The sequence below is a fragment of the Streptomyces sp. NPDC041122 genome (genome assembly GCF_055592445.1).
Map to the genome: position 1 here is coordinate 101,605 of NZ_JBVIYQ010000008.1, position 24,162 is coordinate 125,766.

The following is a 24,162-nucleotide window of genomic DNA, read 5'->3' on the forward strand; positions in this document are numbered from 1 at the left end:
GCGATGAACCTGGAGCTCAGTGACGAGCAGGCCGCCGTCCGCCGGCTTGCCGAGGATTTCGTGGCCCGCGAGATCGCTCCGCACGTCGTGGAGTGGGACCGCGCCGAGAGCGTCGACCGGTCCCTGGTGAAGAAGCTCGGCGAGGTCGGCTTCCTGGGGCTCACCATCGACGAGGAGTACGGCGGCTCGGGCGGCGACCACCTCGCGTACTGCCTGGTCACCGAGGAGCTGGGGCGCGGCGACTCCTCGGTGCGCGGCATCGTCTCGGTCTCGCTCGGCCTCGTCGCCAAGACCATCGCGCACTGGGGCAGCGAGGAACAGAAGCGGCAGTGGCTGCCGGGGCTCACCTCCGGTGCGTACGTGGGGTGCTTCGGGCTCACCGAGCCGGGCACCGGCTCCGACGCGGGCAGCCTGACGACGAAGGCCGTGCGCGACGGCGACTCCTACGTCGTCAACGGCACCAAGATGTTCATCACCAACGGCACGTGGGCCGACGTCGTCCTCCTCTTCGCCCGCACCGGAGACGCCCCGGGCCACCAGGGCGTCTCCGCCTTCCTCGTCCCCACCGACACGCCCGGCCTGACCCGCCGCACCCTGCACGGCAAGCTCGGCCTGCGCGGCCAGGCCACCGCCGAACTCGTCCTGGAGGACGTCCGCGTGCCGGCCTCGGCGATGCTGGCACCCGAGGGCAAGGGCTTCTCCGTCGCCATGTCGGCCCTCGCCAAGGGGCGCATGTCCGTGGCGGCGGGCTGCGTCGGCATCGCGCAGGCCGCGCTCGACGCCGCGGTCCGCTACGCCGGTGAGCGCGAGCAGTTCGGCAAGAGCATCGCCCACCACCAGCTGGTGCAGGAGCTGCTCAGCGACATCGCGGTGGACGTGGACGCCGCGCGCCTGCTGACCTGGCGGGTCGCCGACCTCATCGACCGGGGGCAGCCCTTCGCCACGGAGTCCTCCAAGGCCAAGCTGTTCGCCTCGGAGGCCGCCGTGCGCGCCGCCAACAACGCCCTTCAGGTCTTCGGCGGCTACGGCTACATCGACGAGTACCCGGCGGGCAAGCTGCTGCGCGACGCGCGCGTGATGACCCTCTACGAAGGCACCAGCCAGATCCAGAAGCTCGTCATCGGCCGCGCGCTCACGGGGGTCTCGGCCTTCTGACGGCCGCCCGGCGCAGGGGAGTTGCCCGCGTGAGGTGCGTACGACACCTGAGTACGTGAGGTGAGTACGGGGACGGATGCGGCGCCGCCGCTGCCCGGCGAAGCTGTGCCCATGAGCGAAACTCCGGTCAAGCAGCAGAACACCGCCGCCTACTACGGCCAGGCGATCGCGTCGTTCGCCTTCGCGCTCGCCGCGACGGCGATCGGCATCTACAGCCTCGACGTCAGCGGCTGGATCCGCGCCTTCCTCGCCGTCTCCGTCCTGTATCTGACGACGTCCGCGTTCACCCTGGCCAAGGTGGTCAGGGACCGGCAGGAGGCCGACCAGATCGTGAGCCGGGTCGACCAGGCCCGCCTGGAGAAGATCCTCGCCGACCACGACCCCTTCAAGCCCGTCGCCTGACCCGCTCCCTAAGCGCTTGCTCACCCCCCGGGGTAAGGTGTTCCTCCCGGCAGGCCGGGGTCCAGGCACGAAGGAGTGGGCGATGAGCGCGGCGGAGGAGACCGGCGGCGAGGAGCAGCCGTGGGGCGAGGTGAGCCCCGACGCGGCCAGGCGGCTGCTGGTCGCCGCCGTCGAGGCCTTCGCCGAGCGCGGCTATCACGCGACGACCACGCGGGACATCGCGGGCCGCGCCGGCATGAGCCCCGCCGCGCTCTACATCCACTACAAGACGAAGGAAGAGCTGCTCCACCGCATCAGCCGGATCGGCCACGACAAGGCGCTGGCCATCCTGCGCACCGCGGCGGACGGCGAGGGCGACGCCGCGGTGCGGCTCGCGGCGGCCGTGCGCTCCTTCGTCGGCTGGCACGCCGCGCACCACATGACCGCGCGGGTCGTGCAGTACGAGCTGGACGCGCTCGGCGAGGAGCACCGCACGGAGATCGTCGCGCTGCGCCGCGAGTCGGACGCGGCCGTGCGCGGGATCATCAACGACGGCGTGCGGGCAGGGGAGTTCGACGTCCCCGACGTGCCCGGCACCACGCTCGCGGTGCTCTCGCTCTGCATCGACGTCGCCCGCTGGTTCAACGTGGCGGGCCACCGCACGCCCGACGAGGTCGGCGCGCTCTACGCCGACCTCGTCCTGCGGATGGTGGGCGCCCGGCCCGCCGGCCCTCAGAAGTAGTAGCGCGACACCGACTCGGCCACGCAGGCCGGCTTGTCGGAGCCCTCGCGCTCCACGGTGACCTTGGCCGTCACCTGGACCCCGCCGTCCTTGGTCGGGGTGACGTCGGTGAGCTCCGCGGTCGCGCGCAGCCGCGAGCCGACCGGCACCGGGGAGGGGAAGCGGACCTTGCCGGTGCCGTAGTTGATGCCCATCCTCATGTTCTCGACGCGCATGATCTGCGGCACCAGGCTGGGCAGCAGCGACAGCGTCAGATAGCCGTGCGCGATGGTCGTCCCGAAGGGGCCCTGCGCCGCCTTCTCCGCGTCCACGTGGATCCACTGGTGGTCGCCGGTGGCCTCGGCGAAGAGGTCGATCCGCTTCTGGTCGATCTCCAGCCAGTCGCTGTACCCGAGCTGCGTGCCGACCCCCGCGCGCAGTGCGTCGGCCGACGTGAAGATCTTCGGCTCCGCCATGTCCCTGGCCTCCTAGACGTATGCAGATGCTCATGCGGTGACGCATGCGGAAACGTACGCAGAGCCTACGCAGACTAAGCGCTTGCTCAGCATGCGGTGCGGGTCGACGCGTGTCAACGGACCAGCCAGTAGGTTTGAGGGGTGCCCCAGATCCCCGAGAAGGTCCACGAACTCACCGTCGGGCAGCTGGCCGACCGCAGCGGAGTCGCCGTCTCCGCCCTGCACTTCTACGAGTCCAAGGGCCTCATCACCAGCCGCCGCACCTCCGGCAACCAGCGCCGCTACCACCGGGACACGCTGCGCCGCGTCGCCTTCGTCCGCGCCTCCCAGCGCGTGGGCATCCCGCTGTCCACGATCCGCGCGGCCCTCGACTCGCTGCCCGAGGAGCGCACGCCCACCCGCGAGGACTGGGCGCGCCTCTCGGAGGGCTGGCGCTCGGAGCTCGACGAGCGCATCAAACAGCTGGGCCGGCTGCGCGACCACCTCACCGACTGCATCGGCTGCGGCTGCCTCTCCCTGGACACCTGTGTGCTCTCCAACCCCGACGACGTCTTCGGTGAGCGGCACAGCGGCTCCCGGCTGATGGTGGAGCGCCGCCCCCGGCGCGGCTGACGCCGGCCGGGGGCCGCCACGAGCGGATCACTCGTACTCCGTGCCGCCCTTGCGGGTCAGATAGGCCGGGCTGACCGCCTTGGCGATGGCCCGGCCACCGGTCACCGGGCTGTACCGCTCCACGGCGGGCCGGATCACCACGCCCTCACGCAGGTGCAGCTCCTGCCCGGAGACGGTCTCGCGGCCCGACGCGAGCTCCAGGACGCGCGCGGCGTCGTAGGGGCCCTCGTACAGCCGCGGCACCAGGGGAAGTTCACCGTCGAGCAGCTCGTGGGCGTCGAGCCAGCGGACCTGGCCGTCGATCTCCGCGCTGACGTCGAACACCGCGTACCCGAGCGTGTCGCGCCGGCCGTCCGCGCCGTACGTCAGGTCCTGCACCCCCGCGCCGTACACCTCGCCGAAGACGCCGACCCGGCGCGCGCCGATCCGCTCCGCGAGCTTCGCCGCCACGGCCGCGACGCCGTGAGCGTGCACCGCCCGCCAGTACAGGTTGCGCGGGTCCTCCCGCAGGGCGAGCGACTTGGCGCCGTGGCCCTTCGAGGAGACGTGCACGCTCATCGTCCCGGCGACGTAGGTGACCAGACAGGCCGAGCCGTGCAGCTTCTCGGTCAGGACGACCGGCTCGCCGGGCTCGAAGACGTCCGGGTAGCGCTGGATGTTCTCGATGTCGACCCACGGCAGCAGCTCGGGGGCCGCCGTCACCTCGCCGTTCATCGTCGGCGGCACCGGCGGCACCCACTTGGTGACGCCCAGCAGCTCCGCGAAGTCCGTGCCGTCGGCCGCCGCCCGCGCCAGGTCCACACCGGCCAGCGCCGCCGGACGGCACACGATGCCCTGCGACAGCTCACCGCGCAGCCGCACCGCCTTGACCCGGTCGTGGTTGCCGCCCGCCAGCCGCCCCGCGAGTCCCAGCTCCTCGATGAGCGCGGCCGGAAGCACCGACTGCTCGGGGATGTAGACCGCGCTCTCACCGGTGCGGTACGCCCCCTTGGCGACGACCGCGCGGTACAGGCCCACCTGGGCCAGTTCGAGGGCGTCGGCGCCCGGATGCTCGTGGATCGTCAGTACCTCGGCGGTGACGCGCAGCGTCGACATGGACCGTTCTCCTCAGGGTTTCGCGGTGTCCGTCATCGCCGCACACTCTCGCGTGCGACGAAATGACATGACCACCGGAATTTCCCTGTGCTACGTCTAGCCGAGCCCGTGATCCGGGTATCAACGTGTCCTGTAGGCAAGGGAGTTCACCGAGCACGCCGACGCCGATCGGGGGAGAAGCCGATGTCCGTTGTCATCTGCTCGCTGCTGTGGGACGCCGCACGGCACGGCCGGCAGGCCGTCACGTACGACAGCGACGGCTACCACCTGGTGCGCTTTCCCTACGGCGCGGGAGACGAGTCCTACGACCCGTGGCACATGCACGACCCGTCCCAGGGCGGCACCGCGCCGGGCACCACCACGCCCTCGAAGTTCCCCGACGCCCCCTCGGGGCTGATCTGGCCCAGCCACGAGGGCTGGGGGCTGCTCTCCGCGATGGTCTTCTGGGAGCCGGACGCCCGGGCGACCGAGTTCCGCGCGCGCTACGTCAGGGACCCGCTGAACCTGTCCACCGGGTACGACTCGACCGCCACGACCGACGCGACGCCGACCAGGGGAGGGCAGTACCGCACCTACCTCTGGCAGATGTTCGTGCACCCGGGCACGCCGCTGGGCCTGAAGATCTCGGCACGCGGCGCGGGAGACGTGAAGCGTCCCACGCCGCTGATACACGCCCAGTTCAAGCTGTCGATCCACACGGACGTGAAGACCCCCTGACCTCGATCGGTGCCGCGCCCCGCGTCACGCCGACACCAGCGGCCGCACCCGCCTCGCCCGGGCCTGCGCCACCGCGTCCGAGGTGAGGACGGGGGCCGGCACGACGATGCCGCAGCCCGTGCAGACCGCGCCCGAGGACGGCTCGTGCGCCAGGCCGTGCCGCCAGACGAGGTCGGTGTCCGCGCAGACCGGGCAGGCCTCGCCCGGCGCCCGCTCCAGCGCCGCGATGAGCCGCCGCAGCACCTCGGCGAGGGGCTGCTGCGGGTGGACGTCGGGGTCGTCGCACCAGGCGATGCCGAACCCGCCCCAGGTGCAGCGGTGCCAGTCGTCGACACTGCCCGGGCGCCTGAGCCCGTCGTGCTTCTCCTTGCGGCGGCGCTCCGCGAAGCCCGCCTCGTACGCGAGCCAGACCGCCCGCGCCGCCTCCAGCTCGGTCAGCGCCGCCACAAGCCGCGCCGGGTCGGGCGACCTGTCCTGCGGCCCGAACCCCGCCCGGGTGCACAAATGGTCCCAGGTGGCCCGGTGGCCATAGGGGGCGAACCTCTCCAGGCACTTGCGCAGCGAGTAGCGCCGCAGCGCCAGATCGCTCTGCGGATCACGCACCTGTCTCGCGAGACTCCGGAATCCGGCCATCGCCCTGCACCTCCGTCACACGTACTTCCGTACTGGTACCCGTGTTCCGCATTCGCCGGCGTCGATGTCGATCGATTCGAAACGACGTCGCCGAGTAGACGTATCGACACGCGATTCGGCTCCCTCATCGCGCGACTCTTTTCCGCCTGCCCTGGTGGGCTGGCGTGATGCCCACACAACGGGGGCGCGTTGTGGTGATTCGGAAAAGGCGACGCATGTTCATCTTTCGGCGTCGCCGACTCGCCAGTAGCCTCCGCCGCATCGGTCTTCCGCTGGATCCGTCAGGAGCACCCATGCGACGAGGCAACGTCAGGCTCAGAACTCTCACGGCGGGGGCGGTGCTCGCGCTCGGCGCCGCGCTCCTCGCGCCGCTGCCGGGAGCCGCGGCGGCCCCGCGGGAGGAGGCCCCGCGCGAGGAGGTCACCGACTACTGCGGCGGCCGGTGCGCGGACATCCTGCCGCCCGGCGCCAACGGCAACGCGACGCTCGCCGAGATCCTCGCCCACCGGCTCCTCGGCACCCAACCCGCGCACGCCGACGACCAGTTGGGCCCCTACGACGCGCTCTCCTCCGCCTATCCGTCGCTCACCGACGACAAGCTCGCCGAGTTCTTCGACGACGCGTCCTTCGGGGTCGGCGAGGGCCAGGCCGCCTCCGTGACCAGACCGCGCGACGACGTGACGATCACCCGGGACAAGAAACACGGCATCCCGCACATCAAGGGCACCACGCGTTACGGCACCGAGTTCGGCGCGGGCTTCGCCGCGGGGCAGGACCGGCTCTGGCTCATCGACCTGTTCCGGCACATCGGCCGCGGGCAGCTCACCTCGTTCGCGGGCGGCGCCCTCGCCAACCAGGGCCTGGAACAGCAGTTCTGGCCGCAGGCCCCGTACACCGAGGAGGACCTGGAGAAGCAGGTCGAGTACATCAGGACGACCCAGGGCGAGCGCGGCAAGCAGGCCATGGACGACGCGCAGGCCTATATCGACGGGCTCAACGCCTACCGGGTGAAGTCCAAGAACGGCCGGTACTTCCCCGGCGAGTACGTCCTCACCGGCAAGATCGACGCCGTCACCAACGCCGGCGAGATCGAGCCCTTCAAGGTCACCGACATGATCGCGCTCGCCTCCGTGGTCGGCGGGCTCTTCGGCAACGGCGGCGGCGGAGAGGTCGAGTCCGCGCTCTCCCTGCTGAAGTCCCAGCAGAAGTACGGCGTCGAGCAGGGCACGAAGGTCTGGGAGTCCTTCCGCGCCCGCAACGACCCCGAGGCCGTGCAGACCATCCACGACGGCACGAGCTTCCCGTACGCGGGCAAGCCCGAGAAGGCGCGCGGCACCGCCCTGCCCGACCCGGGCTCGGTCGAGCGCGAGCAGCTCGTGTACGACCGGGAGGGCGGCGCGAAGAGCGGCGCCAAGGACCCGGTCACCGCGCCGAAGAAGCTCAAGCCGCTGCAGGGCATGTACGACAAGGGCGTCCTGCCCCCCGACCTGTTCCGGGCCGACGGCCACAAGAAGGGCATGTCGAACGCCCTGCTGGTCTCCGGCAAGCACACCGCGAGCGGCAACCCCGTGGCCGTCTTCGGACCGCAGACCGGGTACTTCGCGCCGCAGCTCCTGATGCAGCAGGAACTCCAGGGCCCCGGCATCAGCGCGCGCGGCGTCTCCTTCGCGGGTGTCGGCATGTACGTCCAGCTGGGCCGCGGCCAGGACTACGCCTGGTCGGCCACCTCCGCGGGACAGGACATCACCGACACCTACGCCGTCGAGCTGTGCGAGCCCGGCGGGGGCACCCCCACCAAGCAGTCGGCCGGCTACCTCTACCGCGGCACCTGCACCCCCATGGAGAAGCTGGAGCGCAAGAACGCCTGGAAGCCGACGCTCGCCGACTCCACGGCCGCCGGCTCCTACCGCATGCAGGTCTTCCGCACGAAGTACGGCGTCGTCACGCACCGCGCGAACGTCGACGGCAAGCCCGTCGCCTACGTCTCGCTGCGCTCCACCTACCGCCACGAGGCCGACTCGATCATCGGCTTCCAGATGCTGAACGACCCGACGTACGTCAAGGACGCCGACACCTTCATGAAGGCGGCCCAGCACATCAGCTACGCCTTCAACTGGTTCTACGCCGACTCGCGCGACATCGCGTACTACAACAGCGGCGCCAACCCCGAGCGCGCGGACGGCGTCGACCCCGCCCTGCCGGTCAAAGCCGGGCAGGAGTACGAGTGGCGGGACTTCGACCCGGCCGACAACACCTCCGCGCGGACGCCGCCCGCCGAACACCCGCACTCCGTCGACCAGGACTACTACATCTCCTGGAACAACAAGCAGGCCAAGGACTTCAGCACGGCCGGCTTCGGGGTGAGCGCCGTGCACCGCGGCGACCTGCTCGACGGCCGGGTCAAGAAGCTCACCGAGGAGGGCGGTGTCACCCGCGCCTCCCTCACCCGGGCCATGTCGGAGGCGGCCGTCACCGATCTGCGCGGCGAACAGGTGCTGCCGGAACTCCTGCAGGTGCTCCGCAGCCAGCCGGTCACCGACCCCCAACTGGCCAAGGCGATCGAGCAGTTGGACGCCTGGCGGAAGGCGGGCGCCCAGCGCAACCAGACGGCGGCGGGCTCCAAGGTCTACGCCCACCCCGACGCCGTGCGCATCATGGACGCCTGGTGGCCGCGGCTCGTCGAGGCCGAGTTCAAGCCGGGCCTCGGCACGGACCTGTACGAGGCGCTCACCTCCCAGCTGGCGACCGACGAGGCGCCGTCCGCGGGCCACGGCCCGACCGGGGCGCACGCCGGATCGGCCTTCCAGTACGGCTGGTGGGGGTACGCGGACAAGGATCTGCGCACGGTCCTCGGGCAGCCGGTGAAGGGGCCGCTCGCACAGACGTACTGCGGCGGCGGCAAGCTCGACGCCTGCCGCGACAGCCTGCTCGCCACCCTGGGGCAGGCCGTCGCGAAGCCCGCCACCGAGGTCTATCCCGGTGACGAGGCGTGCAAGGCGGGCGACCAGTGGTGCGCGGACTCGGTGATCCACCGCGCGCTGGGCGGCATCACGCACAAGCCGATCCAGTGGCAGAACCGGCCCACGTACCAGCAGGTCGTCGAATTCCCCCGGCACCGCCCCTAGTCCCGGGGAATCCGCGGCCCGGGGGAATCCGGCCCGCGGGTGTCAGGCGAGGGCGATCCGTCCCGCGGCGAACACGACACGCGCCAGCTCCTCGTGGCAGATGTCGCTGTGCGCGCCGGCGGGCGGGCCGCCCCGCCGCACCACCGAGGACACGTCGATGCTCACGCACCCCTCGGCGGGCACCTCCTGGCCGAGCTCGATGCTCCGGGTGCCCTCCACGGCCCGGACGCCGTTGTAGCCGACGGCGCCCCACCGCTCCCACAGGTTCAAGAAGCCCGACGAGTCGCCGGCCAGCTTCGACGCGAGCGGATACAGCCGGCCCAGCGCGTCGTCGAAGCGCGAGTGGCAGGCGACCAGCGGCCCGTCGACGCGGTGCTGCATGCCGTGCAGGGCGCCGCCGCGGAACTTGTCGTGCGGCAGCCGCTCGGCGAACGTGTAGTGCGAGAAGGCGCCTTGGAGCAGCGTCACCGACTTCACCGCCCGCACGTCCGCCGGCATGCCGCGCAGCGCGTACGCGACGAGACGGCCGCCGAAGCTGTGCCCGATGAGATGCACCCTGATGCCCGGCACGTCCGCGGCGAGCAGCCCGATGGCGGGGCCGAGCCCCAACTGGCCCACGGCGCCGGCCCGTCGCTTCATCGCGTAGTACGTGCCCTGCCGCAGCAGTTCGTGGGCCCCGTCCCACAGCCGCTCCCGCAGCTCGCCGAGGAGCGCGGGCTCCCCGGTGTCCAGGCGGGCGGCGGCGAACACCTCGCAGACCTGCACCGCGTCGTCGGTGAGCATGGCGGGCTCGCCGGCGCCGGTGTCCTGGCCGAAGTGCCGGGCCGGATGCGTCTCGCGCAGCGAGACCAGCTCGCGCACGAGCCGGCCGAACTCGTAGACACGGGACGGGACCCGGGAGCGCTCCGCGAGCAGCTCGGCGATCCGGTCCAGCGTCGCGCCGTGGTCGGGGAAGGCGCGGTCCAGCGCCCGCCGGGTCGCCGGGTCGAGGACCGGCTCGCCCGGCGGGGTGGCCGCGGCGGCGGTGGCCGACGGGTCGAAGTCGGGGATCGGTTCGTCGGGGAAGCGGATGGCGGGCCAGAGCACCCCGACGTACCCGAGGCGCACCCCGGGTCCGCACAGGTCCCGGCACGGCGTCAGGAAGCGCTGGTACAGCTTGCGCGCGTCCTGCTGCTGGTTGTTCCAGCCGTGCGCGAAGACCAGCAGGTCGGTGACGCGTTCACGGTCCGCGCCGGCCAGCAGCCGCGCGCGCTGCGCGGTGTCGACGTCGCCGTCGGCGTCGAAGGTCAATTCCCAGTAGGGCTCCACGCCCGGAGTGTCCTGCGCCCCGGGCCACCTGGCCAGATGCCGTGCACGACCTGCCGGGGCCGGTTCCCACCCCCGCGGGAAACCGGCCTCGGCGCGGCCGGGCACGAGGGGGAGTGATCCGACCCTTCCATGGGCACCGACAACACATCCAGTATTTTCTGGAAGAAATCCGCAGATAATCTGTGCTGAACTCCGGATCAGTTTCCTCGCTGTGGTTATGCTGCATGGCCGCAAATGCAGAGGGATTCGGAGAGCGAGAGCGCGCACATGGAGTTATCAGGTCCGCTGCGATACCCCACGGATCTCCTCGACACCACGATGGACCAGCTGCGCACGCTGCTCGCGGTGCACGAGAGCGGCACGGCCCTCGCCGCGGCCCGCTTGCTCGGCCGGGAGCAGTCGAGCGTGCAGAAGCAACTGGACACCATGAACCGCACGTTCGGGGCGCTGTGCGGCGAAGCGCTGGTCCTCAAGCGCGGACGCGGCAAGGACGTCCTGTTCACGGCCACCGGGCAGGCCCTGGTCGACCTCGCGCGGCGCACCCTCGACCAGTGGACGGAAGGCATCCACGACGCCGGACGCCGGCTCGGCAGAACCCTCTCGGTGGGCTCGACCCGCTACACGCTGGGCTTCCTCCTCGACGCCGTGGAGCGCGTCGGCGAGGTGTACGAACGGCGGGGCGTGGACCTGAAGGTGACCCACGTCCGCACCGGCGACCTCTTCGCCAAGCTGCAGGCCAAGGAGTTGGACCTGGTCTGCGGCAGCATCGTGGTCACCGAGGGCCAGGAGGCGGAGCTCGATCCGTACGAGATCATCGAGTGGCGCCGCAGCGGTCTCGCGCTGCTCACCAATCTGTCCGAGGACCGGCTGCCGGGCCCGTCCGTCACCGCGGGCCGGCTCCCCGGCCTGCCGCTGGTGATCTCCACGGGCGGCCTCATCGGCCGCTGCCTCACCGCCTGGTACGGCGCCGACTACCGCCAACAGCTGTCCGTGGCCGCCGAGATAGAGGCCGCGCACTACGGCTTCGAGCTGCTGCGCTCCGGTGTGGTCAGCGGGGCGATGCTGGTCACCCGGGGCATCGGGGACGCCGCCGAGAACGGCGGGCTCCCCGAGGCGGCCGGGCTGCGCCGGCTCGACGTCATCGGCGACGTCGGGCCGCGGACCGACGTGCTGGTGGGGGTGTTCGTCCGGCGCGGCGTCCGGGCCGCGTACGGGCCCGGACATCCGTTGAATCTCCTGTGGGACGCGTTGTCCGACGAGAATCAGCGCTGGTGGCTCAGCCGCTGAATTTCCCCGCCCGGAAATTCGGCGGGGGAATTCGAGAACGCTCCGCTCAGGCCAGCTCCCGCTCCCGGGTCTCCGGCAGCGCGAGGACGCAGAGGAGTGACACCACCGCCATCGCGCTGACGTACCAGCCCACCGACGAGGAGCCGAACGCCGACTGCAGCCGCGTCGCCACCAGCGGCGAGACCGCGCCGCCGAGCACCCCGCCCAGGTTGTAGGCGAGCGAGGCCCCGGAGTAGCGCACGGTGGTGCTGAACAGCTCGGGCAGATACGCGCCCATCGGGCCGTAGATCACGCCCATGCAGAACAGCGCCCCGCCGATCCCGAGGGCGATGAGCACGGGCTGCCCGGTGTCGAGGAGCGGGAAGAGCACGAGCCCCCACACCACCGCGAGCCCCGAACCGGCGAGGACCAGCCGGCGCCGCCCCGCCCCGTCGGAGCGTGTCGCGGCGAGCCAGGTGCCGGCCGCGAGGAAGAGGCAGGCCACCAGGGAGAGGCCGAGCATGGTGTCGCGGGAGATGTGCAGGGTGCCCGTGGCGTAGGAGAGGCAGTAGGTCGTGGCGGTGTAGAAGAGGCCGTACGCGACGATCATCGCGCCCGCGCCGAGCAGCAGTTCGCGCGGGTGGCGGCGGAGCACGTCGAGCGCGGGCGCCTTGCTCGCCTCGTGTGCCGCCATGGCCTTGGCGAAGACCGGCGTCTCGCTGATCCGCAGCCGCACGAACAGGCCGACGCCGACCAGCAGGAAGGAGAGCAGGAACGGCACCCGCCAGCCCCACGAGCGGAAGGCCTCGTCGGAGAGGGCGGCCGAGAGCAGCCAGAACACGCCGGTGGCCGCGAAGAAGCCGACGGACGGGCCGAGTTGGGGGAAGGCGGCGTACAGTCCGCGCTTCCTTCGCGGTGCGTGTTCCACCGCGAGCAGCGCCGCGCCGCCCCACTCGCCGCCGAGTCCGATGCCCTGGAGGAAGCGGAGCAGGATCAGCAGCAGCGGCGCCCAGATGCCCCACGTGCCGTAGCCCGGCAGCAGGCCGACCAGCGCGGTGGAGAGCCCCATCAGGAGCAGCGAGGCCACCAGGACGGACTTGCGCCCCACCCGGTCCCCGAAGTGCCCGAAGATCACCGAGCCGACGGGCCGCGCCGCGAACGCCACCGCGTACGTGGAGAAGGACGCGAGCGTGGCGTTGACCGGGTCGAGGGTCGGGAAGAACGCCTCGTTCAGGACGAGGGCGGCGGCGGTGCCGTAGATGTAGAAGTCGTAGAACTCGATGGCCGTCCCGATGAAGGAGGCCACGGCCACCCGGCGCAGCCGCTCGGGGCGCTCGTCGGCGCCCTGGACCTGGGGGTTCTCTGTTGCTGTCGCTTCGCTGTGCACGAGCGGCACTCTCTTGGTGGATGTAGGGGGCAGTCAATACCCGGGACGCGGCGTCTCGGAGCGTGAGACCGGGCGCGCGCCGGGTCGTCCGGCGGGCCGGCAGCCCGGTCGCGAGGTCGCCGCGCGCCCCGTCGACCCCCTTCCGTCACGACATACCGACTGGTTAGTCTGCCGGGAAGGCCGAGCCGCGGGCGAAGGAGAACCATCGTGGAGACCCTGCAGGACAAGGGCGTCGTCGTCACCGGCGGAGGAGGCGGCATCGGTGCCGCGCTGGCCCGCCGGTTCGCCGCCGCGGGAGCACGCGTCGCCGTCAACGACCTGGACGCCGCCAAGGCGGAGGCCGTCGCCGACGAGGTCGGCGGCGTCGCCGTGCCGGGCGACGCGTCCACGATCGTGGAACAGGCCCGCGAGGCGCTCGGCGGCACGATCGACGTGTACTGCGCCAACGCCGGACTCGGCTCCGGCGGCAGCGAGGCCGCGCCCGAGGAGGTCTGGGCCGCGGCCTGGGACGTCAACGTGATGGCGCACGTACGGGCCGCGAACGCGCTGCTGCCCCAGTGGCTGGAGCGCGGCGAGGGCCGCTTCGTCTCGACGGTCTCCGCGGCCGGCCTGCTCACCATGATCGGCGCCGCGCCCTACAGCGTCACCAAGCACGGGGCGTACGCCTTCGCCGAGTGGCTCTCGCTCACCTACCGCCACCGCGGCGTCAAGGTCCACGCGATCTGTCCGCAGGGCGTGCGCACCGACATGCTCGCCGCCACCGGCACCGCGGGCGACCTCGTGCTCACCCCCACCGCCATCGAGCCCGCCGACGTCGCCGACGCGCTCTTCGCGGGCATGGCCGACGACCGCTTCCTGATCCTGCCGCACCCCGAGGTCGACGCGTACTACCGGGCCCGCGCCGCCACCCCCGACACGTGGCTGACCGGCATGAACCACCTGCAGCAGAAGTGGGAGGCGACACAGCGGTGAACGACCTTCCCACCGGCTCCCCGTACGCGGCCAAGCCCTGGCTGGCCCGGCTCAACGACGCCCAGCGCGGCCCCGTGCACCCCGCAGCCTCCGTGCCGCACGCCTTCCGGGCGGCCGCCGCGCGGGCCCCCGGGCACACCGCGCTCGCCTACTTCGACGGGCGCCTGACCTACCGCGAGGCGGACGCGCTCTCCGACTCCCTCGCCGGACACCTGGCCGCCCGCGGCGTCGCCCGGGGCGACCGCGTCGCGATCCTCCTGCAGAACACCCCGCACTTCGTCCTCGCACTGCTCGGCGCCTGGAAGGCGGGCGCGACCGTCGTCCCGGTCAACCCCATGTACAAGGCCGCGGAGGTCGGGCACGTCCTCGCGGACGCCGGGGTGAGCGCGCTGGTCTGCGCCGACCACGCCTGGGAGACGTATCTGCGCGACACGGCCGCCGGCTCGTCGGTACGCGTCGTCCTGACCGCCTGCCAGCTCGACCTGCAGAGCCGGAACGACACCCGCGTCCTCGACCTCGAACGGCTGCCCGTCCCCGGCGACACCGACGACCTCGTCGCCGTCGCCCGGCAGGGGCTCCCCGCCCCCGCCGGCCGCGAGCTCGGCCCCGCCGACGTGGCACTGATCAGCTACACCTCGGGCACCAGCGGCACCCCCAAGGGCGCCATGAACACCCACGGCAACATCACCTACAACGCCGAGCGCCAGCGCGTCGGCGCCGGGATCCCGGAGGGCGGCTGCTACTTCGCGATGGCGCCGCTCTTCCACATCACCGGCATGGTCGCCCAGGTCGCCGCGTGCATCGCCAACGCAGGCACCCTCGCGCTCGCCTACCGCTTCGAGGCCGGCGTCGTCCTCGACGCCTTCGCCGAGCACCGCCCCGCCTACACGGTCGGCCCCTCCACCGCGTTCATGGCGCTGGCCGCCCACCCGTCGGCGACCCGCGCGCACTTCGAGTCGTTCGTGATGATCTCCTCGGGCGGCGCGCCGCTGCCGCCCGCCCTGGTGGAGAAGTTCTGCGCCGACTTCGGCCCCTACCTGCACAACGGGTACGGCCTCACCGAGTGCACCGCGCCCTGCGCCTCCGTGCCGCCGGGGCAGCGGGCGCCCGTCGACCCGGTGTCCGGCACCCTCGCGGTCGGCGTCCCGGGACCCGAGGCGCTCGTACGCATCCTCGACGACGCGGGCCAGGAGGTGCCGTACGGGGAGCACGGCGAGATCGTCGTGCGCGGACCCCAGGTGGTGCCGGGCTACTGGCGGCGCCCGGAGGCCACCGCCGAGGCCTTCCCCGACGGCGAACTGCGCACCGGCGACATCGGGTTCATGGACCCGGCGGGCTGGCTCTACGTCGTGGACCGCAAGAAGGACATGATCAACGCGTCCGGCTTCAAGGTCTGGCCGCGCGAGGTCGAGGACGTCCTCTACGGCCACCCCGCGGTGCGTGAGGCCGCCGTCGTCGGGATACCCGACAGCTACCGGGGCGAGAGCGTCAAGGCGTACGTCAGCCTGCGTCCGGGCAGCGACACGGGCCCCGACGAGCTCACCGCGTACTGCAAGGAGCGGCTCGCCGCGTACAAATACCCGCGCGACGTGGAGATCCTGACGGAGCTGCCGAAGACGACAAGTGGGAAGATCCTCCGGCGGGAACTGCGTTCCCGCGCATCGAACGACACGTGACGCGAAAGGCAGGTGGCGGCAGTGGCCAGAACGACGGACGGTGACGGCACGCCCGTCCCGCGGCGCCTGCTGGCCGCCGCCACCAGGCTCTTCGCCGACCGCGGCTACGACCGCACGTCGGTGCAGGAGATCGTGGAGGCGGCCGGCGTCACCAAGGGCGCGCTCTACCACTACTTCGGCTCCAAGGACGACCTGCTGCACGAGGTCTACGCCCGTATGCTCCGCGTCCAGCAGGAGCGGCTCGACGCCATCGCCGACGCGGACGCCCCCGTGGAGCGGCGGGTGCGCGACGCCGCCGCGGACGTCGTGGTCACCACCATCGACAACCTCGACGACGCGTCGATCTTCTTCCGCTCCATGCACCATCTGAGCCCGGAGAAGAACAAGCAGGTCCGCGCCGAGCGGCGGCGGTACCACGAGCGCTTCCGCGCCCTGATCGAGGAGGGGCAGGAAGCCGGTGTCTTCTCCACCGCGACCCCCGCGGACCTGGTGGTCGACTACCACTTCGGCTCCGTCCACCACCTGTCCACCTGGTACCGCCCGGAGGGCCCGCTCACCCCGCAACAGGTCGCGGACCACCTGGCGGACCTGCTCCTGAGGGCGCTACGGGCCCCGTAGGGCCCTACGGGGCGACCTGTAGGCGGCGCCTCAGAGATACCGCTTCAACTCGCGCCGTGCCAGCGACCGCTGATGCACCTCGTCCGGCCCGTCGGCCAGCCGCAGCGTCCGCGCCGCCGCCCAGAGTTCGGCCAGCGGGAAGTCCTGGCTGACGCCGCCCGCGCCGTGCAGCTGCACCGCACGGTCGAGGATGTCGACCACCGCGCGCGGCGTCGCGATCTTGATGGACTGGATCTCCGTGTGCGCGCCCTTGTTGCCGACGGTGTCCATCAGCCAGGCCGTCTTGAGGACGAGCAGCCGCAGCTGCTCCACGGCGACCCGCGCGTCGGCGATCCACTCCTGCACGACGCCCTGCTGGGCGAGCGGCTTGCCGAACGCGGTACGGGCCACCGCCCGCTCGCACATCAGCTGGATGGCCCGCTCCGCCATGCCGATCAGCCGCATGCAGTGGTGGATCCGGCCGGGACCGAGCCGCGCCTGCGCGATGGCGAAGCCGCCGCCCTCCTCACCGACGAGGTTCGACACCGGGACCCGGACCCGGTCGAAGACGACCTCCGCGTGACCGCCGTGGTAGTGGTCCTCGTACCCGTACACCCGCATGGCGCGGCGCACTTCGAGGCCCGGGGTGTCGCGCGGGACCAGGACCATGGACTGCTGGCGGCGGATGTCGGCGCCGTCCGGGTCGGTCTTGCCCATCACGATGAAGATCTCGCAACCGGGGTTCATCGCCCCGGAGATGTACCACTTGCGGCCCGTGATGACGTAGTCGTCGCCGTCCCGCTCGATGCGGGTGGTGATGTTGGTGGCGTCGGAGGAGGCCACCTCGGGCTCGGTCATCGCGAACGCCGAGCGGATCTCACCGGCGAGCAGCGGCTCCAGCCAGCGCTTTCGCTGCTCCTCGGAGCCGAACTGCGCGAGCACCTCCATGTTCCCGGTGTCGGGCGCCGCGCAGTTCAGCGCGGTGGGCGCCAACTGCGGGGAGCGGCCGGTGATCTCGGCGAGCGGCGCGTACTGCAGGTTGGTCAGCCCGGCGCCGTGCCCGGCGTCCGGCAGGCTGTGCTCATCCACGAAGAACAGGTTCCACAGGCCCTGCCTGCGGGCCTCGGCCTTCAGCTCCTCGACCACGGCCGGGGTGTCCCACGGCGAGGCCAGCCCGGCGCGCTGCTTGTCGGCGACGGCCTCGGCGGGGTACACGTGCTCGTCCATGAAGGTGAGCAGCTTGGCGCGCAGCTCTTCGGTGCGGGCGTCGAATGCGAAGTCCATGGCGCTGTCTCAGCCTTCCTGTCGTCCCTGGAGGGTGGCGCGGCCGTGCTCGATGAACACGGGCACCAGCTCGCCGATCCGGTCGAATCCCGCCCCGACCGTCCGGCCGAGCGTGTAGCGGTAGTGGATGCCCTCCAGGATCACGGCGAGCTTGAACCAGGCGAACGCCGTGTACCAGGAGACGGCCGACACGTCGCGCCCCGAGCGCGCGGCGTACCGCTCGATCAGCTCGGCCGGGTCGGGGTGGCCGGGCGCGCCCGCCGTGGTGCTGACGGGCGAGTCCGGCACCTCCAGCTTCGCGCTGTACATCACCAGCAGGCCCAGGTCGGTGAGCGGATCGCCGAGCGTGGACATCTCCCAGTCGAGGATGGCCCGGATCCGGTCGTCGTCGCCGATCAGGACGTTGTCCAGGCGGTAGTCGCCGTGCACGACGGTCGGCGCGGGGGAGTCGGGCAGGGCGCGGCCGAGCGCGGCGTGCAGCTCGTCGATGCCGGCGAGCTCGCGGTTGCGGGAGGCGTCCAGCTGCTTGCCCCAGCGGCGCAGCTGCCGGTCGAGGAAGCCCTCGGGGCGCCCGAAGTCGCCGAGCCCGACCGCCGCCGGGTCCACGGCGTGCAGGTCGACCAGGGTGTCGACGAGGCCGAGTACCGCGTCCCTGGTGCGCCCGGGGCCGAGCGGCGCGAGCTCGTCGGCGGTGCGGTAGGGGGTGCCGTCGACGAACTCCATGACGTAGAACGGCGATCCGATGACGGACTCGTCCTCGCAGAGCAGCACCGGCGCGGGCACCGGCACGTCCGTCGGGTGCAGCGCCGCGATGACCCGGTGCTCGCGCTTCATGTCGTGCGCGGTGGCCAGGACGTGTCCCAGCGGCGGGCGGCGCACCACCCAGCGCGCGGCGCCGTCCGTCACCGCGTACGTGAGGTTCGACCGGCCGCCCTCGATCAGCCGGGCGGCGAGCGGGCCGCCGACCAGGCCGGGCCGCTCGCGGTCGAGGTGGCCGCGCAACTGGTCGAGGTCGAGGCCCGGCGGGTGGTCTGCGCTCATCGTCTGCTCCTGATCGGACGGGAGGTGGCGGTGTTCCCCCTCATGATGCCGACCAGTCGGTATGTCGTCCAGAGGCTGCCGGGCGCGGAGCCCCGGGAAAAGAGCGATCCCCCGGACCGGGCCGCGAGCCGGCACCGGTACGGGGGAGGCACGGGACGCGTGCGGGGGAGGGGTCAGTGATCGTCCCAGTGCCCCTCGTGCGCCGCGTGCCGGTGCCCGTCGTGGAGGTAGTCGACGTGGTCCCCGTGCGTCACCGCGTCGTGGCCGCAGCCGTCCCCGTGCTGGTGGTCGTGGCCCTGGTGGGCGGTGTGACCGGTCGGCTCGCACTCGTCGTAGTGGTCGGAGTGCAGACGGTGCATGTGTCCGTCGTGGGCGTAGTCGACGTGGTCGCCGTGCGGCACCTCGGGGTGGCCGCAGGCCGGGCCGTGGACGTGGTCGTGCACCGGGTGTTCGTGGTGGAGCGTGGTCATGACGCGCACCTTCTGTGACTGCCGGGGAGGGGTTGACCCTCTCAGGCTAGCCCCTGATGCCCCATTAATTCCGTTATGGAACCCTTGGCGATGTTCCCATTCCCGCGTTACCCCGACCCCTGCGAAGGCGACCCGATGAAGGCGATCAGCTACCGCGGCTACGGCGGACCCGACGTCCTGGAGTACGGGGAGGTGCGCGACCCCAAGGTCGGCCCCGACTCCGTCCTCGTGAAGGTGCGCGCCGCGGCCGTGAACCCCGTCGACTGGAAGTGCCGCGAGGGGCACCTCGACGGGCTCATCGACCCCGTCTTCCCCGTGGTCCCCGGCTGGGACGTCTGCGGTGTCGTGGTCCAACCGGGCGCCTCCGTACCGGAGTACGCGGTCGGGGACGAGGTCATCGGCTATGTGCGCGAGGACTTCCTCTCGCGCGGCACCTTCGCCGAGTACGTCGCCGCCCCGGTGCGCACCCTCGCCCGCAAGCCGCGCAACCTCACCTTCGCGGAGGCCGCGGGGCTGCCGCTGGCCGGGCTCACCGCCTACCAGGTCGTCGGCGACGCGCTGCGGGTGACCGAGGGCGACGTCGTCCTCGTGCACGCGGCGGCGGGCGGCGTCGGCTCGATCGCGGTGCAGCTCGCCCGGCACGCGGGCGCCCGGGTCATCGGCACCGCGAGCGAGCGCAACCACGACTTCCTGCGCGAGCTCGGCGCCGAGCCGGTCACTTACGGGGACGGTCTGGTCGACCGGGTCCGCGCGCTCGTCCCGGACGGCGTCGACGCGGCCTTCGACACGGTCGGCGGCGCCACCCTCAAGGCCTCCGCCGAACTCCTCGCGCCCGGCGGCCGGCTGGCGTCCATCGCGGACGGCGGGGTGGTCGACCTGGGCGGACGCTACTGCTTCGTACGCCCCGACGCCGCGGACCTCGGACGGCTCACCGAGCTGGTGGAGCAGGACGTGGTGACCGTCCACGTCGACGCGACGTTCCCGCTGGAGCGCGCGGCCGAGGCGCACCGGCTGAGCGAGGAGGGCCGCACCCGCGGCAAGATCGTCGTCACGGTGGACTGGGAGGACTGAGCCACGGCGACCTGAGGGAGCGGGGTGCGCCGGGAGCCGCCACAGAGGCGCCGTCAGACCACCAGCGCCGCCGCGCACACCGCCGGCGCGAGCGCGCACAGCGCCGCCGCCCGCGCGACCCGCAGCGTCATCGTCCGGGGCTCGCGCGTGGTCAGGGCCACCATCCTGCGGTGCGCGACCGCGAGGAAACCCAGCCACAGGAGCAGACAGACCGCGCAGGCCGTCACGCCCGGCGCGGTGGCTCCGGAGTGCAGCACCGCGCGGGCGGCGAGCACCGCGGCGACCGTGGCCGACAGCGTGGTGCGCCGCCAGGCGAGACGGGTGCGCTCCGGCTGCAGCCCCGGGTCGCGGACGTGCGCCGGTGTCACCCCGCCCACCCGAAGAGCACGACGATCACCATGGCGAGCGCCACCACGGCCACCGCCAGGCTCAGCACGGTCGGGAAGCGCCCGGCCGGCAGGTCCTCGCCGCGCCGCATGGCGCGCTCGCACCGCACCCAGTGGTCGACGGCGCGCAACGAGCAGAGCACGCCCGCGGCGAGCAGCGCGAGGGCGAGCCCGATCCGCCAGCCCCAGCGCAGGTCCGGCAGGAACTGGTCCACGGCGAAGCCGCCGCCGATCAGCGCGAGGGCGGTGCGCAGCCAGGCCAGGAAGGTGCGTTCGTTCGCGAGCGAGAAGCGGTAGTCGGGGGTGTCGCCCTCCTCGCGGACGCGCTCGGGGGCGAACCACAGCCGCAGGCTCTGTACGAAATTGCTCACGGCCGCACCCTAAGCCGTGCCGGCCGGCCGGCCAGGAAGGGGCCTCACGGCACCTCGCGCGCCGGGCGTGCGGCCGTCAGCCGCCCGCGCGGAACGCCTGGAGGCGGCGGTGGGCGGCCAGCCCGTCCGGCACCCACTCCCAGTCGGCCAGCCGCTGCTCCAGCTCCTCGTCGGTGAGGAACGTGTGCCAGGCGACCTCCTCGGCCTGCGGCTCCACCGGCAGGTCGCAGCGGACCTCGTAGAGGTACGACCACCAGCTGTGCCCCGCGCCGTCGTCGTACAGGAACGTGAACAGCGGGGTGGGGCGCGGCAGTCCGTGGACCCCGAGCTCCTCCTCGGCCTCACGCAGGGCCGCGTCGTCGCACGACTCGCCGGCGCCGACCACGCCGCCGACGAACATGTCGTACAGCGAGGGGTAGACCATCTTGGTCGCGGTGCGGCGGTGCACGAACAGGCGGCCCCGCGCGTCACGGACCTGGATGAACACGCAGCGGTGGCGCAGCCCGCGGGTGTACGCCTCCCCGCGCGGGGCCTCGCCGATCACCTGGTCGTTCTCGTCGACGATGGTCAGCATCTCTTCGCGGGGGTCGGGCGCGGGCCCGCTGTGCGGCGTCATGGGGTCATCCAACCTCACTGCCCCATGACGTACTTCACCGTGGGCCCGGCCGTCCAGCCGCCGTCGACGGCGAGCTCCGCGCCGGTCACGTAGGACGCGGCGTCGGAGAGCAGGAAGACCACGGCGCCCGCGATCTCCTGCGCCTCACCGACCCGGCCCATCGGGGTGTTGGGGTACTTGCCCTCGCCCTTCTCGATGCCGACCTGGGCGGTCATCGGGGTGTACGTCATGCCGGGGTGGACGGAGTTGACGCGGACGCGGGCCGTGCCGAGCTCCACGGCGCCGATCTTGGTGAGGCCGCGGACGCCCCACTTCGACGCGCCGTAACCGGCGGTGAGCGCGAGGCCCATCAGGCCCGCGGCGGAGGAGATGTTGACGATCGAGCCGCCGCCGGCCTCCTTCATGGCGGGCACGACGGTCTTCATGCCGATGAACACGCCGGTGAGGTTGATGTCGAGCACCTTGCGGAAGTGCTCGACGGACTCCGACTCCAGGAACTGGCCGGTGGATATCCCGGCGTTGTTCACCAGGCCGTGCAGGTCGCCGAACTCGCGGACCGCGAAGTCGACGACGTGCTGCCAGTCCTCCTCGGAGGTCACGTCGTGGCGGACGAACCGGGCGCGCTCGCCGAGCTCCGCCGCGGTGGCGTGCCCTTCGTTGTCGAGCACGTCGGTGAGGACGACGTTCGCCCCCGCGGCGACGGCGAGGCGCGCCGCCTCGGCACCGAGCCCGCGCGCGGCGCCGGTGATGACGACGGTCCGACCGGTGAGGTCGTGCGAGGTGGTCTCCTGCTGGGTCATGAGGTGTCTCCTGGGGTGGGGTGCGGGGCTCGCAACAGCGCCGCGGTCGTCTCGACGAGGTCGGCGAGGAAGACGTCCTCGCCGGTCAGGGGGGTGGTGCCGGCCAGGTACTGGCGGGCGCGGTCGGCCAGGGCGGCGCCGATCAGGGTGAGGGCGAGGTCGAGCCGTTCGAGCCGCAGCGGCTCCGGGAGGCCGGGCGCGAGCCGGGCGACCCGGTCCTCGATCCGTCCGATCAGCGTCCAGTAGACGGTGCCGTCGAGGGTGGGGTGCGGGGTGCGGGTGCGGACCCCGCTCTCGTGGCTGAGCTGGGCGGAGATGCGCAGGCAGCGGCGGCCGCGTGCGGTGCGCAATTCGCCGGCTTCGGCGTTCACGAGGGCGGTGAGCAGCCCCCGCAGCTCGGCCGCGGTGCCGCCGGCCCGCTCCAGCTCGACGCCGAGCACCTGCTCCGTACGGCGCTGGCGCTCCGCCATGACGGCGTCGAGCAGCCCGGCCCGTGAGCCGAAGTGATACTGCACGGCGGAGGGATTGCTCTGCCCGGCGAGCCGAACGATGTCCCGCAACTGGGCCCCATCCACCCCCTGAGCGGCAAACACCTCCTCACCGGCACGCAGCAGTTTCTCGCGGGTCGCGGAACCGGATGTAGGGGCCATGGGTATGAGTGTAATGCTGGCCATTATTAAAAACGAGGCCTGGCGATGGATGGTGATGAGGACCGAGGCAAGAGCCCGTGCGACGCTTGAGGACGAGCCGGGCGAGGGACATCAGAAGCCCGTCCGGGGCTGAGGGCGAGCCAGGCCGGTGACGGAGATAAAAGCCTGTCCGGCGTTTGAGGACGAGCCAGGCGCAGCCGGCGACGGAGGTAAGAGCCCGTCCGGCGCTTGCGGACGAACTCGGCGGAGCCGGTGACGGAGATAGAAGCCCGTCCGGCGTTTGAGGACGAACGCGGCGGAGCCGGTGACGGAGGTAAGAGCCTGTCCGGCGTTTGAGGACGAGCCAGGCGCAGCCGGCGACCGACCCCGCCAACGCAGAGCGCCACCGCAGGGCCGAGCCCTCACCGCCGGTGAAGCACCCCCACAGGCCCCCGGCCATGCCCCGGCATGGCCGGATGCATCCCCAGCAGCACCACCCCCGCCACCACCGCCGCGAGCCCCGCCGCCTCCCAGGCCAGCGCCCCCGTGTCGGTCCGCAACCGGTCGCCGAGGAACCCGACGCCGCAGGCGATCCCGGCCAGCGGCTGCGCGGCCGTCAGCGCGGGCAGCGACATCCGCAGCGGCGCCGTCTCGAAGGCGCTCTGCACCAGGACGAGCCCCACGACGCCGAGGACGAGCACCCCGTACGGCTGCCAGCCGGTCAGCACCTCCACGATCCCGCCCTCGGCGAACCGGTCGCCCGTCACCCGGGTCAGCGAGTCCTGCACGCCGTAGAGCAGTCCCGCCGCGACCGCCAGCAGGGTGGGCGCCGCGCCGAGCCGGGACTTCTTCGCGTACGCCGTCAGGACCAGCGCCGCGCCCACCATCACCCCGACGATGAGCCAGTGCCGCAGCGGACTGGTCACCGCGTCGCCGCCGCGCGGCTCGCCCGCCACGATGAACGCGGTGACGCCGCCCGCGAGCAGCACGAGCCCGGCCCACCCCTGCCGGCCGAGCGGCTGGCCGGTCTGGTGCCGGGAGAGCGCGAGCGCGAACAGCAGCTGGGTGGCGAGGAGCGGCTCGACGAAGGAGATCTCCCCGCGGCCGAGCGCGAGCGCGCCGAGCACCATCCCGCACACCATCAGCCCGATCCCGGCCAGCCAGCGCGGCACCCGCACCAGGTCCAGGAGGAGCCGCAGCGAGAGGAAGTCGCTCAGCGGCGCCCGGCGGGCCACGTTCTGCTGGAGCACGAAGCCGAGGCCGAGGCAGCAGGCCGCACCGACGGCGAGGGCGAGGACCAGGACCGACACGTCACATACCTGAGGAGTGGGGGCGGAGGGGATCGAACCGGGACGGAAGGGGGTGAGGGGGAC

At 72.3% G+C, this 24,162-nt stretch carries 25 protein-coding genes; 11 read left to right on the forward strand and 14 right to left on the reverse strand.

Features of this window, described 5'->3' with window-relative positions:
• Positions 1–3: 3 nt before the first annotated feature.
• The 3 genes from ACZ6B8_RS27140 (at position 4) to ACZ6B8_RS27150 (ending at position 2,278) form a co-directional block, all read left to right on the forward strand.
• Entirely contained in the window at positions 4–1,155 is a 1,152-nt protein-coding gene (locus tag ACZ6B8_RS27140; RefSeq protein WP_471608984.1) for an acyl-CoA dehydrogenase family protein, read from the forward strand.
• 111 nt (positions 1,156–1,266) lie between these two features.
• On the forward strand, positions 1,267–1,557 hold the full coding sequence (locus ACZ6B8_RS27145; protein ID WP_355810114.1) for a YiaA/YiaB family inner membrane protein: 291 nt from the start codon (positions 1,267–1,269) through the stop codon (positions 1,555–1,557).
• Positions 1,558–1,639: 82 nt separating this feature from the next.
• A complete protein-coding gene (locus ACZ6B8_RS27150) occupies positions 1,640–2,278 on the forward strand; it encodes a TetR/AcrR family transcriptional regulator (protein ID WP_471608985.1) in 639 nt (212 codons plus the stop codon).
• Here the strand turns inward: ACZ6B8_RS27150 and ACZ6B8_RS27155 are convergent.
• Positions 2,269–2,733 carry a MaoC family dehydratase gene (locus ACZ6B8_RS27155; protein ID WP_471080305.1) on the reverse strand — a complete coding sequence of 155 codons (465 nt, stop codon included), beginning with the start codon at positions 2,731–2,733 and terminating at the stop codon, positions 2,269–2,271. The genes ACZ6B8_RS27150 and ACZ6B8_RS27155 overlap by 10 nt on opposite strands.
• A gap of 141 nt (positions 2,734–2,874) precedes the next feature.
• Between ACZ6B8_RS27155 and soxR the strand changes: the two genes are divergently transcribed.
• Positions 2,875–3,345 (forward strand): redox-sensitive transcriptional activator SoxR, encoded by a 471-nt coding sequence (soxR, locus tag ACZ6B8_RS27160; RefSeq protein WP_471608986.1) that lies wholly within the window; start codon positions 2,875–2,877, stop codon positions 3,343–3,345.
• 27 nt (positions 3,346–3,372) lie between these two features.
• On the opposite strand, the gene ACZ6B8_RS27165 is transcribed toward soxR, so the two are convergent.
• Complete coding sequence (locus ACZ6B8_RS27165; protein ID WP_471080311.1) at positions 3,373–4,440, reverse strand: RNA ligase (ATP); 1,068 nt, start codon at positions 4,438–4,440, stop codon at positions 3,373–3,375.
• A gap of 183 nt (positions 4,441–4,623) precedes the next feature.
• Between ACZ6B8_RS27165 and ACZ6B8_RS27170 the strand changes: the two genes are divergently transcribed.
• Positions 4,624–5,157, forward strand: a complete 534-nt coding sequence (locus ACZ6B8_RS27170) for a hypothetical protein (protein ID WP_471080314.1) — start codon at positions 4,624–4,626, stop codon at positions 5,155–5,157.
• A 24-nt stretch (positions 5,158–5,181) separates the two neighbouring features.
• On the opposite strand, the gene ACZ6B8_RS27175 is transcribed toward ACZ6B8_RS27170, so the two are convergent.
• Positions 5,182–5,790, reverse strand: coding sequence for a hypothetical protein (locus ACZ6B8_RS27175; RefSeq protein ID WP_471080317.1), 609 nt, complete (start codon positions 5,788–5,790; stop codon positions 5,182–5,184).
• Positions 5,791–6,083: 293 nt separating this feature from the next.
• Here ACZ6B8_RS27175 and ACZ6B8_RS27180 point away from each other — a divergent pair, with 293 nt between their 5' ends.
• Positions 6,084–8,915 (forward strand): penicillin acylase family protein, encoded by a 2,832-nt coding sequence (locus tag ACZ6B8_RS27180; protein ID WP_471608987.1) that lies wholly within the window; start codon positions 6,084–6,086, stop codon positions 8,913–8,915.
• A 42-nt stretch (positions 8,916–8,957) separates the two neighbouring features.
• Here the strand turns inward: ACZ6B8_RS27180 and ACZ6B8_RS27185 are convergent, their stop codons facing one another.
• Entirely contained in the window at positions 8,958–10,223 is a 1,266-nt protein-coding gene (locus ACZ6B8_RS27185; protein WP_471080323.1) for a serine-threonine protein kinase, read from the reverse strand.
• A gap of 267 nt (positions 10,224–10,490) precedes the next feature.
• Between ACZ6B8_RS27185 and ACZ6B8_RS27190 the strand changes: the two genes are divergently transcribed.
• Positions 10,491–11,510 carry a LysR family transcriptional regulator gene (locus ACZ6B8_RS27190; RefSeq protein ID WP_471608988.1) on the forward strand — a complete coding sequence of 340 codons (1,020 nt, stop codon included), beginning with the start codon at positions 10,491–10,493 and terminating at the stop codon, positions 11,508–11,510.
• A 46-nt stretch (positions 11,511–11,556) separates the two neighbouring features.
• Here the strand turns inward: ACZ6B8_RS27190 and ACZ6B8_RS27195 are convergent, their stop codons facing one another.
• Positions 11,557–12,876 (reverse strand): MFS transporter, encoded by a 1,320-nt coding sequence (locus ACZ6B8_RS27195; RefSeq protein ID WP_471608989.1) that lies wholly within the window; start codon positions 12,874–12,876, stop codon positions 11,557–11,559.
• A 204-nt stretch (positions 12,877–13,080) separates the two neighbouring features.
• Between ACZ6B8_RS27195 and ACZ6B8_RS27200 the strand changes: the two genes are divergently transcribed.
• The 3 genes from ACZ6B8_RS27200 to ACZ6B8_RS27210 are packed head-to-tail and all read left to right on the forward strand — an operon-like array spanning position 13,081 to position 16,142.
• Positions 13,081–13,848, forward strand: a complete 768-nt coding sequence (locus ACZ6B8_RS27200; protein ID WP_471081335.1) for an SDR family oxidoreductase — start codon at positions 13,081–13,083, stop codon at positions 13,846–13,848.
• Positions 13,845–15,524: a class I adenylate-forming enzyme family protein gene (locus ACZ6B8_RS27205; RefSeq protein ID WP_471608990.1), complete on the forward strand. Its 1,680-nt coding sequence runs from the start codon at positions 13,845–13,847 to the stop codon at positions 15,522–15,524. The genes ACZ6B8_RS27200 and ACZ6B8_RS27205 overlap by 4 nt, the downstream gene beginning before the upstream one ends.
• Positions 15,525–15,545: 21 nt before the next feature.
• Positions 15,546–16,142, forward strand: coding sequence for a TetR/AcrR family transcriptional regulator (locus tag ACZ6B8_RS27210; RefSeq protein WP_471080335.1), 597 nt, complete (start codon positions 15,546–15,548; stop codon positions 16,140–16,142).
• Between the two features lie 30 nt (positions 16,143–16,172).
• Here the strand turns inward: ACZ6B8_RS27210 and ACZ6B8_RS27215 are convergent, their stop codons facing one another.
• From ACZ6B8_RS27215 to ACZ6B8_RS27225, 3 genes are all read right to left on the reverse strand, one after another.
• Positions 16,173–17,405, reverse strand: coding sequence for an acyl-CoA dehydrogenase family protein (locus tag ACZ6B8_RS27215; protein ID WP_471080338.1), 1,233 nt, complete (start codon positions 17,403–17,405; stop codon positions 16,173–16,175).
• Positions 17,406–17,414: 9 nt separating this feature from the next.
• The gene (locus ACZ6B8_RS27220) at positions 17,415–18,446 is read right to left on the reverse strand and encodes a phosphotransferase family protein (RefSeq protein ID WP_471608991.1); all 1,032 of its coding nucleotides are present in this window, start codon (positions 18,444–18,446) and stop codon (positions 17,415–17,417) included.
• 173 nt (positions 18,447–18,619) lie between these two features.
• A complete protein-coding gene (locus tag ACZ6B8_RS27225; protein WP_471080344.1) occupies positions 18,620–18,916 on the reverse strand; it encodes a hypothetical protein in 297 nt (98 codons plus the stop codon).
• Positions 18,917–19,051: 135 nt separating this feature from the next.
• Between ACZ6B8_RS27225 and ACZ6B8_RS27230 the strand changes: the two genes are divergently transcribed.
• Complete coding sequence (locus ACZ6B8_RS27230; RefSeq protein WP_471609166.1) at positions 19,052–19,987, forward strand: NADP-dependent oxidoreductase; 936 nt, start codon at positions 19,052–19,054, stop codon at positions 19,985–19,987.
• Positions 19,988–20,040: 53 nt separating this feature from the next.
• Here the strand turns inward: ACZ6B8_RS27230 and ACZ6B8_RS27235 are convergent, their stop codons facing one another.
• From ACZ6B8_RS27235 to ACZ6B8_RS27260, 6 genes are all read right to left on the reverse strand, one after another.
• Complete coding sequence (locus ACZ6B8_RS27235) at positions 20,041–20,355, reverse strand: DUF202 domain-containing protein (protein WP_471608992.1); 315 nt, start codon at positions 20,353–20,355, stop codon at positions 20,041–20,043.
• Positions 20,352–20,744, reverse strand: a complete 393-nt coding sequence (locus ACZ6B8_RS27240) for a YidH family protein (RefSeq protein WP_471080350.1) — start codon at positions 20,742–20,744, stop codon at positions 20,352–20,354. The genes ACZ6B8_RS27235 and ACZ6B8_RS27240 overlap by 4 nt, the downstream gene beginning before the upstream one ends.
• 76 nt (positions 20,745–20,820) lie before the next feature.
• On the reverse strand, positions 20,821–21,360 hold the full coding sequence (locus ACZ6B8_RS27245; RefSeq protein WP_471608993.1) for an NUDIX hydrolase: 540 nt from the start codon (positions 21,358–21,360) through the stop codon (positions 20,821–20,823).
• 14 nt (positions 21,361–21,374) lie between these two features.
• Positions 21,375–22,160, reverse strand: coding sequence for a glucose 1-dehydrogenase (locus ACZ6B8_RS27250; protein WP_471608994.1), 786 nt, complete (start codon positions 22,158–22,160; stop codon positions 21,375–21,377).
• Positions 22,157–22,810 carry a TetR/AcrR family transcriptional regulator gene (locus ACZ6B8_RS27255; protein WP_471608995.1) on the reverse strand — a complete coding sequence of 218 codons (654 nt, stop codon included), beginning with the start codon at positions 22,808–22,810 and terminating at the stop codon, positions 22,157–22,159. The genes ACZ6B8_RS27250 and ACZ6B8_RS27255 overlap by 4 nt, the downstream gene beginning before the upstream one ends.
• Before the next feature lie 401 nt (positions 22,811–23,211).
• Positions 23,212–24,099, reverse strand: a complete 888-nt coding sequence (locus tag ACZ6B8_RS27260; protein ID WP_471080362.1) for a DMT family transporter — start codon at positions 24,097–24,099, stop codon at positions 23,212–23,214.
• Between the last annotated feature and the right edge of the window lie 63 nt (positions 24,100–24,162).

Coding starts and splice junctions, on each gene's coding strand:
- ACZ6B8_RS27140 (WP_471608984.1), top strand. CDS start 4: ATGAACCTGGAGCTCAGTGACGAGCAGGCCGCCGTCCGCCGGCTTGCC.
- ACZ6B8_RS27145 (WP_355810114.1), top strand. CDS start 1,267: ATGAGCGAAACTCCGGTCAAGCAGCAGAACACCGCCGCCTACTACGGC.
- ACZ6B8_RS27150 (WP_471608985.1), top strand. CDS start 1,640: ATGAGCGCGGCGGAGGAGACCGGCGGCGAGGAGCAGCCGTGGGGCGAG.
- ACZ6B8_RS27155 (WP_471080305.1), bottom strand. CDS start 2,733: ATGGCGGAGCCGAAGATCTTCACGTCGGCCGACGCACTGCGCGCGGGG.
- ACZ6B8_RS27165 (WP_471080311.1), bottom strand. CDS start 4,440: ATGTCGACGCTGCGCGTCACCGCCGAGGTACTGACGATCCACGAGCAT.
- ACZ6B8_RS27170 (WP_471080314.1), top strand. CDS start 4,624: ATGTCCGTTGTCATCTGCTCGCTGCTGTGGGACGCCGCACGGCACGGC.
- ACZ6B8_RS27175 (WP_471080317.1), bottom strand. CDS start 5,790: ATGGCCGGATTCCGGAGTCTCGCGAGACAGGTGCGTGATCCGCAGAGC.
- ACZ6B8_RS27180 (WP_471608987.1), top strand. CDS start 6,084: ATGCGACGAGGCAACGTCAGGCTCAGAACTCTCACGGCGGGGGCGGTG.
- ACZ6B8_RS27190 (WP_471608988.1), top strand. CDS start 10,491: ATGGAGTTATCAGGTCCGCTGCGATACCCCACGGATCTCCTCGACACC.
- ACZ6B8_RS27215 (WP_471080338.1), bottom strand. CDS start 17,405: ATGGACTTCGCATTCGACGCCCGCACCGAAGAGCTGCGCGCCAAGCTG.
- ACZ6B8_RS27220 (WP_471608991.1), bottom strand. CDS start 18,446: ATGAGCGCAGACCACCCGCCGGGCCTCGACCTCGACCAGTTGCGCGGC.
- ACZ6B8_RS27225 (WP_471080344.1), bottom strand. CDS start 18,916: ATGACCACGCTCCACCACGAACACCCGGTGCACGACCACGTCCACGGC.
- ACZ6B8_RS27230 (WP_471609166.1), top strand. CDS start 19,052: ATGAAGGCGATCAGCTACCGCGGCTACGGCGGACCCGACGTCCTGGAG.
- ACZ6B8_RS27245 (WP_471608993.1), bottom strand. CDS start 21,360: ATGACGCCGCACAGCGGGCCCGCGCCCGACCCCCGCGAAGAGATGCTG.
- ACZ6B8_RS27250 (WP_471608994.1), bottom strand. CDS start 22,160: ATGACCCAGCAGGAGACCACCTCGCACGACCTCACCGGTCGGACCGTC.
- ACZ6B8_RS27255 (WP_471608995.1), bottom strand. CDS start 22,810: ATGGCCCCTACATCCGGTTCCGCGACCCGCGAGAAACTGCTGCGTGCC.